Origin of the sequence: Bradyrhizobium sp. WYCCWR 13022 (assembly GCF_030435535.1) — a bacterium.
Taxonomy (GTDB): domain Bacteria; phylum Pseudomonadota; class Alphaproteobacteria; order Rhizobiales; family Xanthobacteraceae; genus Bradyrhizobium.
The window spans coordinates 690,556-702,859 of record NZ_JAUIZJ010000010.1 but is presented as its reverse complement, the minus strand read 5'-3'; the positions used below and the strand labels follow the sequence as shown (position 1 = coordinate 702,859).

Genomic DNA, 12,304 nt, shown 5'->3' with positions numbered 1-12,304 from the left:
GTCCACGGCGCGGGAATGCGAGCTGAGACGGCCGCCTACCCCGCGCGGCGGGCGCGCGCCCTGGTTTCCCAACGGTCCAGCATCTGGCCGAGCTCGCTGGTCGCCGGGGCCGGCGCCGCCATTTGATTGACGGTGGTCACCTCGTTGGTGTTGGCAGGCGGACGCGCGTTGAGCCAGTCCGGCTGCGCGTAGCCGCGCCACCGGCGGGCCTCCGCACGGCGTTTGCGGGACATCAGATCGCGCAGGAAGTAGCCGGCCGCAAACGCAATCGCGAGCAAGATGGTCAGTACAGCAACACCCACGGCAAACTCCGGCCTTTCGCCCCGGACGGTTTTGCGAAGCATCGTAAGCGAGGTCAAGGCTTGACATGCTCACGGTAAGCTTTGGTTGACTGCGCGGGCGGACGAATTGTCGCGTTGCCAACAAGCCGCCGCAATGAGGCCGCCTTTCAGCCCTCGCGTCGGCGCCTTAGGCTTGCGTGCGACACTGCTCACCCGCAACGCGAAAGGTTTCCATGCATCACGCCTGCATGGAGTCGATGTCATCGTCGTCGAGCGGACAGAGGTGGCGGGCCGCAGCCTCCGGCAAGGTCGCCGGCTTCCTGGCGCGCGACTGGTGTGCGGGCACGCCGTTCGACGCGCTGGCGCGGCGCCTTCCGCGCTAGATTGGCTCAGCGACGGCGTCGTCATCGCGCAGCGCATCGGCACGACCGGGACGACGGCCATCGTTCATCCACACAGGTTCAAGTCGGTCATGATGAACGCGGCGATCGTGCACGGCGCAGAGCTTCGTGATGGCCGCGTTACGAGCACGGTGCGCGATGCCGACGGCGCGACGGTGAAGGGCGTCGAAGTCGACGGCAGCGTCATCGATGCCGACGCAGTGGTGATCGCAATGGGTCCAGGGTCGCCGCTCGCTGCGCAATGGATGAGCCTGCCCGCAATCCATGGTGAGCGCAGCCCGAGCATCGTGTACGACTGCTTGCCCTGACACCGCTGCCTTTCCACCGATCCAGCCGACGTGAAGCCCGAGCCCAATCTTATGGACTGGTTGCAACAAATGTCGGAACGACTGTCGCCGCTGTTCCGGCCGGAGAAGATCATCGCGAAGCAGGCCTGCTTTCGTCCGGTGACCGAGGACGGCTTACCCTTGATTGGGCGCGTGCCGCGGGATGAGGGACTCCATGTTGCGAGTGGACATGGTGTCTGGGGTTATATCCTCAATGCGCCTGCAAGCGGCGAAGCGCCAGCGGAGTTGATTGTCGAAGGCGCAGCGCGAAACGTCGACCTCACTCCATTCGATCCTGCCCGCCTCAAACCACTCGATGTGCAGCCGCGGCGATCGCGGTGACGCGTTTGCGGGCCTGTGCTGCTGTCGCATGCCCACCGACGAAATCTGCATGCCTGCATGCGGAATACGCGTCCGCCGTGCCCGATATCTGCGCAGCTAGACTTTAGTCCCCATCGTACAATCCTGAATACAGTTTTACTTGCCGAGGATTCTCTCGCCGCTATAGTCCGGCCACAATAGCTCAAAGAAGCTTGGTTCAAGGGAGAGAACAATATGAATAAAGCACTCTCTGGTGCGTTACGAAGTGCGTTTGGTGCGGCCGCGGCGGGCGCATTGCTGGCAGCCTCAGGTGCGGCCTTTGCGGCCGATCCGATCAAGATCGGCGTGATCGCCGAAGCGCAGGCGATCGCCGGCGCATCGATCCCGCAGGCGGCGCAGCTCGCCGCCGACGAGATCAACGCCAGCGGCGGCGTCAACGGCCGCAAGATCGAGATCATCGGCTACGACAATCATTCCTCTTCGGCCGACTCGGTACGCGCCTTCCAGCGCGCGGTGAACGAGGACAAGGTCAACGTGGTCATCGCCAGCTACATCAGCGAGGTGGTGCTGGCGCTGGAACCCTGGGCTTCGCGTCTGAAGACGCCGTTCGTCACGCCGGGTGCGGCCTCCAACGAGATCAGCAAGAGCGTTCACGCCGATTACGAGAAGAACAAGTACACCTTCCACGGCTATCTGACCTCGGCCGCGCTGGCGCTGTCGGTCTGCGACGCCGCAAAGGACCTGCTCGTCGACAAGATGCACATGAAGTCGGCGGTCATCATGAGCGAGGACGCCGCCTGGACCAAGCCGCTCGACGTCGGCTACGAGGAGTGCCTGCCCAAGATCGGGCTGAAGGTGCTCGACCACATCCGCTTCTCGCCTGACACCACGGACTTCACGCCGATCTTCAACAAGATCGAGGGCGCCAAGCCCGACGTGATCATCACCGGCATTTCCCACGTCGGCGTGCAGCCGACGGTGCAGTGGAAGAACCAGCAGGTGCCGATCCCGATGTTCGGCATCTCCTCGCAGGCCACCAACGAGACCTTCGGCAAGGACACCAACCAGGCCGCCGAAGGCGTGCTCTATCAGGGCGTCTCCGGCCCGGGCGTCGCGGTGACGCCGAAGTCGGTGCCGTTCGCGGAAAACTTCAGGAAGAAGTTCGGCAACTACCCGTCCTATGCCGGTTACACCGCCTATGACGAGGTCTACTACATCGCCGACGCCGTGAAGCGCGCCGGCTCGACCGACGCCGACAAGCTGGTCGATGCGCTGGAGAAGACCGACTGGGAAGGCACGATCGGCCGCGTCCAGTTCTACGGCAAGGACGATCCGTTCACGCACTCGATCAAATACGGCAAGGGCCTGATCACCGGACTGATGCTGCAATGGCAGGACGGCAAGCAGAGCGCGGTCTGGCCCAAGGACATCGCCAAGGTCGACATCAAGTTCCCGAGCTTCATCAAGCTCAGCAACTGATCGGAATTGCTCCCGGGACCGCCTCCCGGGAGCTTCCACTTGCGACATCAGCAGCACGTTCCCTCAAAGCGGCAGCCCGGCTGCCACGCGGCCAATCATCAATGCGAGCTTTCCAGATTCTGATCGATGGCTTTGCCATCAGCGCTCTCTACGCTCTCGGTGCCACCGGCTTCACGTTGATCTTCGGCGTCTCCGGCGTGCTCAATCTCTCCCACGGTGCCATCATGGTGGCGGCAGCGGTCGCGGCCTGGGCCGCCGCCAGCATCCTCGGCGTCGGCACCTATGCCGGCGCGCTGATCGGGGTGGGCGTCGCGCTCCTCACGGCGTTCGCGACTTATTTCGCGGTGGTGAAGCCGATCCAGGATTCCCGGCGCATTCCGAACGAAGAGAAGGAGATCTTCGTCCTCACGGGCACGCTGCTCTGGGGCATCATGATCCAGGAGCTGATCGCCTATTTCTTCACCAACAACGCCAAGACGGTGCTGCCGATCGTCGAGGGTGTCGTCGATATCCTCGGCGTTCGCACACCGACGAACGAGATCTTTACCGCGATCGTATGCTGCCTCGTCATCGCGCTGCTGTGGCTGCTGGTGAACCGCACCCGCACCGGCAAGGCGGTGCTGGCGGCCTCGATGAACCCGCGCGGTGTGACGCTGCTCGGGCTCGAGCTCACCAACATCTACATCGTGGTGTGGGCGATCTACGGGATCCTCGCCGGCATCGCCGGCGTGCTGCTCGGCATGTTCTTGGGGGTCAGCTCATATAGCGTCGGACCGCTGACCGCGAGCGCCTTCTCGATCGTGGTGCTCGGCGGCCTCGGAAGCGTCTCCGGCTCGCTGATCGCAGCCTTCGTGGTCGGCTATCTCGAAACGCTGACCGCCTATCTGGTTTCACCGGCCTATCGCACCATTCCAGCGCTCCTGCTGCTCGTGTTCGTGATGTACATCCGGCCCCAGGGCCTTCTGGGGAGGCGCTGAGATGGCTGGTTTCTTTACCTCACGCCTGTTCTTCGTCTCACTGGCGCTCGTGATCATCGCGGCCACGCTGCCGCTCTATGTCTCCGGCTATGTGCTCGGGCTCCTGACCGTCGCGTTCTATTTCGGCGTGTTCGCGATGGCCTGGGACCTGTTGTTCGGCTTCGCGGGCGAAGTGAATTTCGGCCCGACCTTCCTGATCGGTGTCGGCGCCTACACCGCCGGCATCCTCAATGCCCAGTTCGGCTGGTCGGTCTATCTCTGCATCGTGCTCGGTGCGCTCGCCTCCGTCATCGCAGGCCTGGTGCTGGCGCTGCCGGCGCTGCGCGTGCGCGGGCCCTATTTCGGGCTGACCACGCTGGTCGCGGTGTTGATGCTGCAGAACTTCATCGTCGTGTTCGCCGATCTCACCGGCGGCGAGATCGGCCTCACCATCCCCGACGTCATCACCATCAATGCCGGCGCCAATTACTGGATCGCGCTCGGCTTCATGACGATCTCGGCGGCGATCCTCTACGGCCTGTCGCAATCGCCTGTTGGCCTCGTGCTGCAGGCCAGCGGCCAGGACCCGGTGCAGGCCGGCGCACTCGGCTTCAACATCGTCAAGCACAAGCTCGCCGCCTTCATCGTCAGCGCGTTCTTCTCGGGACTGTCGGGGGCGCTGCTCGTGTTCTATTTCGGCACCGCCTCGGTCGGCACCGTCGTCGACGTCGCGGTCGGCGTCAACGTGATCGTCTCCGCGGTGCTCGGCGGGCGGCGCACCGTGCTCGGCGCAGCGCTCGGCGCGATCTTCCTGATCGTCGCCGGCGAGTTCCTGCGCCCGACCGGTGAGCTCGCGACCTTCATCGTCTCGGCAGTGGCGCTGCTCGTCGTCCTGTTCTTCCCCGGCGGCTTCCTCGGAGCGGCCCTCTCGCGCGAGGCTCGCTCGTAATGGATCAGAGGCTTTCAAACCGGCCCGTGCTGGAAGTTCGCGGCCTGACCAAGCGCTTTGGCGGCTTGACCGCGGTGAAGAACCTCGGCTTCGACGTCAATGGCGGCGAGATTTTCGGCCTGATCGGGCCGAACGGCTCGGGTAAATCCACCGCGATGAAGAGCGTGATGGGCATCGAGCGCCCGACCGCAGGCGACGTGATCTTCGAGGGCGAGAACGTTGCGGGCCTGCCCGCGCACAAGATCGCGCGCAAGGGCTTCGGCATGGTGTTCCAGCACTCGCGGCCGCTGAACCGGCAGACGGTGCTGGAGAACATCATGGTGGCCCTGCTGCCGGACAGCCTGTTAATGCTGTTTCCGGACAAGGCGCTGGTCGAGCGCGCCAAATGGATCGCCGACCGTGTGGGCTTGGGCTCGGTGATGGACCGCCGCCCACCGACGCTGCCCTTCGCCGATCTGCGCAGGCTCGAGCTCGCCAAGGCGATCGCGCGTGATCCCAAGGTGGTGCTGGTAGACGAGCCGTTCGCCGGCCTCACGCGCGCCGAGGTCGACGTCTTCTCCGACCTGATCCGCAGCTTCCGCGATGAGGGCCGCGCGGTGATGCTGGTCGACCACAACGTCAAGAGCGTCGCGGCGCTGGTCGACCGCGTGCTCGCCATGTATCTCGGCGAGGAGATCGTGACCGGCAAGGCCGACGACGTCATGAAGAACGAGACCGTGCGGCGGGTCTATCTCGGCGGCGCCATCGAGACCCACGCGCGTCCCGAAACCAGCTTCAAGGACAAGGTGCCGCTGCTCCAGGTCGAGAATGTCAGCGTCCACTACGGCAAGGCGCAGGCGCTGGAGAACGTCTCGATCCACATCCACGAGGGCGAGTTCGTCTCCGTCGTCGGCCTCAACGGCGCCGGCAAGACTACGCTGTTCAACACCATCTCCGGCTTCCTGCCCTATAGCGGCGAGATCATCCGCGGCGGCGAGAAGCTGCGTGGCACCAGCCCGGCCAAGATCGCCCGCGGCGGCCTCGTGCAGTGCCCCGAGTCGCGCGAGCTGTTCGGCGAGATGACGGTGCGCGAAAACCTCGATCTCGGCGGACAGCATCTCGACGACGACAAGCGTGCGGCACAGCTCGCCTGGCTGTTCGAGCTGTTCCCGATCCTCAGAGAGCGCCAGGGCCAGATGGCGCAGACGCTCTCCGGCGGCGAGCAGCAGATGCTGGCGATCGGCCGCGCGCTGATGATGCAGCCGCAGATCCTGATCCTGGACGAGCCGACATTGGGCCTTGCTCCCGTCATTCTCGAGCTGCTCTCCAAGGCGCTGGAAAAGCTGCGCCAGACCACGTCGATCACGGTTTTGCTCGGCGAGCAGAACGTGACCTTCGCGCTGCCGCACGCCGACCGTGTCTATGTGCTGGAGCACGCCACGATCGTCTGGGAGGGCGATCCCGGCCGCTTCGCCGCCGAAGCCGGCACGGATTTTCTTTGAGTTCGCGTATCGACAATAGAAAAAACGAAAGGGAAACAACCATGCGATCATCGACGGCTCTCGGCTCTGCCCTCCTCACCTCCGCGCTGGCGCTGTGCCTCGCCGCCCCCGCCTACGCGCAGTCGAACGATCCGATCAAGATCGGCGTCATCGCCGAGGTGCAGTCGATCGCGGGCGCCGCGACCCCCGGCGGCGCGCAGATCGCCGCCGACGAGATCAACGCCAAGGGCGGCATCCTCGGCCGCAAGATCGAGATCGTCACCTATGACAACAAGAGCTCCTCGGCGGACTCGGTGCGCGCCTTCCAGCGCGCGGTGAGCGAGGACAAGGTGTCGGCCGTGATCGCGAGCTACATCTCCGAGGTCGTGCTGGCGCTCGAGCCCTGGGCGGCGCGCTTGAAGATGCCGCTGATCACCCCGGGTGCCGCCTCGAACGAGATCACCAAGGCGATCCACAACGATTATGAGAAGAACAAGTACACCTTCCACGGCTATCTGACCTCGGCCGCGCAGGCGCAGCTCGTCTGCGACGCCGCCAAGGACCTGCTCGTCGACAAGATGCACATGAAGACGGTCGCGATCATGAGCGAGGACGCCGCCTGGACCAAGCCGCTCGACGTCGGCTACGAGGCCTGCCTGCCCAAGGCGGGTCTGAAGGTGGTCGAGCACGTCCGCTTCTCGCCCGATACCACCGACTTCACGCCGATCTTCAACAACATGGAAGCCAAGAAGCCTGACGTGATCGTCACCGGCATCTCGCATGTCGGCGTGCAGCCGACGGTGCAGTGGAAGAACCAGCAGGTGCCGATCCCGATGTTCGGCATCAGCGCGCAGGCGTTGAGCCCGACCTTCTGGAAGGACACCAACGGCGCCGCCGACGGCGTGCCGTCGCTGGCGGTCGCGACGCCCGACGTTGCGGTCACGTCGAAGACAAAGCCGTTTGCCGCGGCCTTCAAGGCAAAATTCGGCACAGCGCCGGCCTATACCGGCTACACCGCCTATGACGAGGTCTACATCATCACCGACGCGATCAAGCGCGCCGGCTCGACCGATCCCGACAAGATGGTCGCCGAGATGGAGAAGACCAATTTCGAGGGAACGATCGGCCAGATCCAGTTCTACGGCAAGGACGACGAGTTCACCCACGGCATCAAGTCCGGTCCGGGCGCGGTGACCGGCCTCGTCTTCCAGTGGCAGGACCAGAAGCAGGTCGTGGTCTGGCCGGAGAAGATCGCGGAAGGCAAGCTGAAGTTTCCGAACTTCGTGAAGCTGTCGCAGTAAATATCGAAGGAACACCTTCGCAAACACGTGATGCCCGGGCCCTTCCCGGGCATTTCGCTTTGCACCCTTGAATGGAGCACGCTTGCAAATTCGGCAGGGTCGATCACAGTAAGGACTGCACGCAGGCAGCCCCAAGAATCTGCGGCCATCAAGGAGGACGCATGCTCCCTTATGTCGCCCACGATCCTCGCTTCGAGCGGCTGGTCATCGGCCACGTCAATCTCGAAAAGCTCACCAGCGGTTGCCGCTGGGCCGAAGGTCCCGCCTACTTTCCGGCCGGACGCTACCTCATCTGGTCCGACATTCCGAACAACCGGATGATGCGTTTCGACGAGACCGACGGATCGGTGTCGGTATTCCGCTCACCGAGCTTCAATTCCAACGGCAACACCACCGATCGCCAGGGACGGCTGGTCAGTTGCGAGCACTTCATGCGTCGCGTCACCAGGACCGAGCACGACGGCTCGATCACCGTGCTGGCGGACGCGTTCGAGGGCCACAAGCTGAATTCGCCCAACGACGTCGTGGTCAAGTCGGACAATTCGATCTGGTTCTCCGACCCCACTTACGGCATCGACAGCGACTATGAGGGGCAGCAAAGCCCGTCCGAGATCGGTGCCTCCAACGTCTACCGGATCGACGGCAGCTCCGGTGCCATCGCGCGCGTCGTGTCCGACCGGGTGCAGCCCAACGGTCTGGCCTTCTCGCCGGACGAAAGCAGGCTCTATGTCGCCGACACCGGTGCGACGCATGTCCGCGGGCTGCCGCCGACGATCTGGTCCTATGAGGTCAAGGGGCAGACAGCCGGCGAAGCCTCGCTGTTTTCCACGTGCCCGGACGGGCTCTATGATGGCTTTCGTGTCGACATCCACGGCAACATCTGGACGTCGGCGGGACGCAGCGTGTTCTGCTACGCACCCGATGGCACGCATCTCGGCACGATCCCGATTGGCGAGATCGTCGCCAATGTCTGCTTCGGCGGCCCGCGCCGCAACCGCCTCTACATCTGCGGCCAGACCTCGCTCTATTCGATCTATCTCAACACGCGCGCGGCGGTGTAGCGCGAGCGGGGCTACATGGCTCCACTCGCAGCAAATTGCGATACCTCGCTCCGGCCGGCCTGACGCAGGTCGGCCGGCGATGCATTCAATCGCTCCGTGATGTGATCCGCAACGAACTCCGTGTCACGTCCGATGCCGACGAACCGGCCCGAGCCCCAGGTGTAGAGCCAAGGCAGCCCGACGACATAGACGCCGTCGACCGACGTGATGCCCCGCTTGTGAGTTGGATACCCGGTGCCGTCGAACATCGGCAGGTCGACCCAGGACCAGTCGGACCGGAAGCCGGTTGTCCAGATGATGCTTGTAATGCCGCTCGCTGCGAGATCAAGCTCCGTGGGCACCGAAGGCGGGGACCACACCGGCTCATAGTGCGGCGTCACAGGCGCTGCGATTCTGTTCTTCGCGATGTGGTCATCGATCAGCCGGCAGATGCCGTTGTAGACTTTATCGGCATTGTCGAGATTGACCTGAAGATCATCGCCAAGCTGCAAAGATGTCCCGCGGCCGTCTTTGAGGCGACCGTAGAGCTTCATGCCCTCAAGGGCGAATTTGCGCAGGTCGATATCGCGGCCGCCGTCCCGTCCGGTCAAATAATGATTGGCATTCCTGCGAACGCCCTCCTTCAGCGAGTGCTTGTCAACCGGCAGGTCATATTGACCGAGATCGTCGAGCCAATCGACCGCGTCGCGGCCGCGATAGAAGCGCGGGCACCGCGGCGCGCTGCCGACAGCGAGATGCACCTTGCGGCCGGCCAAATGCAGATCTTCGGCAATCTGACAGCCCGATTGCCCGCTTCCCACCACGAGAATTTCACCCGGCGGTAACTGGTCCGCATTGCGGTAGGCGGAGGAGTGGATCTGCACGATCGATGCATCGAGGCGATCGGCAAACGGCAGCACTTTCGGAATGTGATAGCCGCTGACCGCCAGCACGACGCGGTCAGCGGCAATCTCACCTGCTGTGGTCTCGAGCATGAAGCCGCGGCCGGACGGCCTCAGGCGCGTGACGGCGACACCTTCGTGGACCGGCGCATCGATGTGTCTGGCGAAATCCTCGATGTAAGAGACGATCTCGTCGCGCAGCATGAAACCATGCGGATCGCCGCCGACATAGGGAAAGCCAGGGAGCCGGCATTGCCAATTCGGCGTGACGAGGCAGAAGGCATCCCAACGCTGCGTTTTCCAGGAATGCGCGATGGTATTCTTTTCAAGAACGACGTGATCAATACCTTGCTTGATGAGTTGCGCACTCATCGCGAGGCCCGCCTGGCCGCCGCCGATCACGACGACCGGATAATGAGTGTCAAGGTCAGTCATGATCAGCTCCTGTTATTCTTCAAAAGAGACGATGGTGACGGACGCACCAGGCGTGGCCTCGAATTTCGCGGCTGCAGCCTCGATCCGTGCGAGCTGCCCGAGCGCACGCGAGCACAGAAAGCCGTACTTCTCACGAACGCGCTCAGCCGCAATGGTCAGCGCAACGCGGCTGCGTTCGCGAAAGTCTGATAGCGCATAGGTCGTGCCCGGGACGAAATGATCCTTGATGACGAGCGAGGGCGAATAGCAGGCCTCGACCGGGTCATCGGGCCAGCGCACGTGAAAATGCATCTCAGGCATAGTACACCTCGCGCATTGCCTGATAGGTGGCCACGTGTGCCATGGCGGTGCGGCTCCAATCATGACGCCGCGCAACCCTCGTGCCGTTCGCGGTCAGCCGCGAGCGCAGGGGGGCCGTGAGCGCACTGAGGGCAGCATCTGCGATCGAGCCCGCGTGATGCGGATCGCACCAGGCGACGTCGTCGGGGCCGAGATATTCCGTGAAGGGCGCGATGTGCGAGACCACCGCCGTCACACCGCTGGCGATCGCTTCGAGCACGGCCAGGCCAAAACCTTCGCGCAGGGATGGGAACAGCAGCACATCGGCCAGGCGATACAGCGACGGCATGTCGACATCCGTCAGCGGACCGGTCTCGATCACCGCATCGACGGGCAGTCCGGCGTCGCGCAGCCGCGCATTGAACTGTTGTCGATACAGGCCATGGTCCAGCAGCGAAGCTCCGCCGGCAATGACGAGCTGCGCGGACCGATGTACGGCGTACACCTGCCGGAAGGCGTCGAGAATACCGAGCGTATTCTTGCGCTGCTCGACGCCGCCGATCGACAGCAGGATCGGGCCTGCGCGAAGGCCGAGCCGGGCGCGTAGCGCATCATCGCCGGCCGTCGAGAGGGGCGAATAGCGCGCCGTGTCGACGCCATTTCCGACCAGCGTCGCCGCGCGGGACATCTCCGCCCTCAATTGCTCCTGCCAGAGCCGGCTGACGACAAACAGGCCGTCGGCGTGGACGATCGAGCGCCGGTCGAGTTCGCAGAGCCGCTCGTCACCGAATGCATCGACGTGATGAACGGTGCGGACATAGCGCTGGATCAGGCCGCGCTGCTTCAACGTCGCGAGCGCATTGCCGGAGATGCCATCCTGGGCATGGAAAACGTCAAACTGCCTGTTGGCGGCATCTTCGAAATGCCTGACATAATCCGCGATGCGCGCTTCGACCATCGCGACGACGTTACCCGAGGCCGGCGACGCAGGCACGGAGCGCGTCAAAGCGATGCTGCGGCGGAAGAAGCCCTTGCCTGTCGGGTCGGGCGCATGCACGACCGGTCGATGTCCGAGCTCCGCAAGGGCATCCGCAAGCGCAAGCGCATGCACCACGCCGCCCCGGGGATTGGTGGAGTGCGTGAGAATCGCGATGCGAAGCCCGGACGCGCCGCCGTTCATGCCACGCTCCGCTGCTGATGGCTCTCGCCTGGCGCACAGCCAATCAGGCCCTGTTCTGCGAAGTCCCAGACGGTTGCGCAGGCAGAGTCAGCGCGAATGTCTACCCTTGCTCCCACGCTGACGTCTCCGATCGCGGCCGCCGCGATGCCGCGCCGCTGGAAGCGCGACAGGATCTCGTCGACATCTTCGGGCTTCGCCGACAGGAGATAACCAAAGCTCGGGAACGTGAGTAGCCAGCGCTCGAGCGGCGCACCGGCGGGAATCGGAACCGCCTCGACGTCCAGCGTAATGGCGACTTGCGAACACTCGGCCAGCATCGCCGCGGTCCCGACGATGCCGCCCTGGCTGATGTCCTTGGCTGCGAGTGCAAGGCCTGCTTCGGCAATAGACGGCAGGATCTCCAGATCGCCGCGCAGCCGCTCCGCAGGCGCGTCGGTCGCCGCCTCCCAGTTCGCAAAGGGATCGCGATAGCGGCCGCGCAGATCAGTCGCTGCGATGAGCTTGTCGCCTGGCCTGGCGTCGAAGCTGGTGAGAAGGCGCTTGGCGCGGCCGAGGATCGCGACGGCAAACTGGCTCTGGTTGCTGCGCAGATTGGTGTGACCGCCAATGACGGGCACGCCGAATGTCTTCGCCGCGGCCTTCAATCCCTCGAGAATGGGCGCGGCCCTATCAGCCCCGTTGGACCAGATCGCATTGACGATGGCGGTGGGCCGTCCGCCCATCGCAACGACATCCGAGATGTTGACCATGGCGCCGCACCACCCCGCAAACCAGGGATCAGCGGCGACGAATTCATTCATGAAACCTTCGATGGCAAACAGGGTATAGCCATCGCCGTCCGGGATCGCCGCGCAATCATCGCCCACCGGGATGACGTCGCCACCAGACAGGTCGAGCGCCGCCGCAACAGCCGCGATGTCGGCCTTGGCGACGATGCCACGGCTTTGGCGGAGCGTTTCGGCAAGGCTTGTGAGCGCGGCGTCCGTCAGCATGA

Annotated in this window: 13 protein-coding genes; 8 read left to right on the top strand and 5 right to left on the bottom strand. The window is 64.1% G+C overall.

What is annotated here, in order from left to right; all coding sequences use genetic code 11:
- Positions 1–35 precede the first annotated feature (35 nt).
- Positions 36–344 (bottom strand): hypothetical protein, encoded by a 309-nt coding sequence (locus tag QY049_RS19000; RefSeq protein ID WP_194482626.1) that lies wholly within the window; start codon positions 342–344, stop codon positions 36–38.
- Positions 345–474: 130 nt separating this feature from the next.
- Here QY049_RS19000 and QY049_RS39050 point away from each other — a divergent pair, with 130 nt between their 5' ends.
- The 8 genes from QY049_RS39050 (at position 475) to QY049_RS18965 (ending at position 8,535) form a co-directional block, all read left to right on the top strand.
- Positions 475–990 carry an FAD-dependent oxidoreductase gene (locus QY049_RS39050; RefSeq protein WP_367401194.1) on the top strand — a complete coding sequence of 172 codons (516 nt, stop codon included), beginning with the start codon at positions 475–477 and terminating at the stop codon, positions 988–990.
- Between the two features lie 30 nt (positions 991–1,020).
- Positions 1,021–1,350: an NAD(P)/FAD-dependent oxidoreductase gene (locus QY049_RS39045; RefSeq protein WP_367401193.1), complete on the top strand. Its 330-nt coding sequence runs from the start codon at positions 1,021–1,023 to the stop codon at positions 1,348–1,350.
- Between the two features lie 213 nt (positions 1,351–1,563).
- Positions 1,564–2,808 (top strand): ABC transporter substrate-binding protein, encoded by a 1,245-nt coding sequence (locus tag QY049_RS18990; protein WP_194480398.1) that lies wholly within the window; start codon positions 1,564–1,566, stop codon positions 2,806–2,808.
- Positions 2,809–2,909: 101 nt separating this feature from the next.
- Positions 2,910–3,785: a branched-chain amino acid ABC transporter permease gene (locus tag QY049_RS18985; protein ID WP_194480396.1), complete on the top strand. Its 876-nt coding sequence runs from the start codon at positions 2,910–2,912 to the stop codon at positions 3,783–3,785.
- A gap of 1 nt (position 3,786) precedes the next feature.
- Positions 3,787–4,713 carry a branched-chain amino acid ABC transporter permease gene (locus QY049_RS18980; protein ID WP_194480394.1) on the top strand — a complete coding sequence of 309 codons (927 nt, stop codon included), beginning with the start codon at positions 3,787–3,789 and terminating at the stop codon, positions 4,711–4,713.
- Positions 4,713–6,194: an ATP-binding cassette domain-containing protein gene (locus tag QY049_RS18975; RefSeq protein WP_301269835.1), complete on the top strand. Its 1,482-nt coding sequence runs from the start codon at positions 4,713–4,715 to the stop codon at positions 6,192–6,194. The genes QY049_RS18980 and QY049_RS18975 overlap by 1 nt, the downstream gene beginning before the upstream one ends.
- A 41-nt stretch (positions 6,195–6,235) precedes the next feature.
- Positions 6,236–7,474 (top strand): ABC transporter substrate-binding protein, encoded by a 1,239-nt coding sequence (locus tag QY049_RS18970; protein ID WP_258765873.1) that lies wholly within the window; start codon positions 6,236–6,238, stop codon positions 7,472–7,474.
- 161 nt (positions 7,475–7,635) lie between these two features.
- Positions 7,636–8,535: an SMP-30/gluconolactonase/LRE family protein gene (locus tag QY049_RS18965; protein ID WP_301269834.1), complete on the top strand. Its 900-nt coding sequence runs from the start codon at positions 7,636–7,638 to the stop codon at positions 8,533–8,535.
- A gap of 11 nt (positions 8,536–8,546) precedes the next feature.
- Here QY049_RS18965 and QY049_RS18960 read toward each other — a convergent pair whose 3' ends face one another.
- The 4 genes from QY049_RS18960 to QY049_RS18945 are packed head-to-tail and all read right to left on the bottom strand — an operon-like array spanning position 8,547 to position 12,302.
- Positions 8,547–9,851 (bottom strand): MSMEG_0569 family flavin-dependent oxidoreductase, encoded by a 1,305-nt coding sequence (locus QY049_RS18960; protein WP_301269833.1) that lies wholly within the window; start codon positions 9,849–9,851, stop codon positions 8,547–8,549.
- Positions 9,852–9,863: 12 nt separating this feature from the next.
- Entirely contained in the window at positions 9,864–10,151 is a 288-nt protein-coding gene (locus QY049_RS18955; protein ID WP_301269832.1) for an MSMEG_0570 family nitrogen starvation response protein, read from the bottom strand.
- Positions 10,144–11,310, bottom strand: a complete 1,167-nt coding sequence (locus tag QY049_RS18950; RefSeq protein WP_301269831.1) for an MSMEG_0565 family glycosyltransferase — start codon at positions 11,308–11,310, stop codon at positions 10,144–10,146. The genes QY049_RS18955 and QY049_RS18950 overlap by 8 nt, the downstream gene beginning before the upstream one ends.
- A complete protein-coding gene (locus QY049_RS18945) occupies positions 11,307–12,302 on the bottom strand; it encodes a sll0787 family AIR synthase-like protein (RefSeq protein ID WP_301269830.1) in 996 nt (331 codons plus the stop codon). The genes QY049_RS18950 and QY049_RS18945 overlap by 4 nt, the downstream gene beginning before the upstream one ends.
- Positions 12,303–12,304 lie beyond the last annotated feature (2 nt).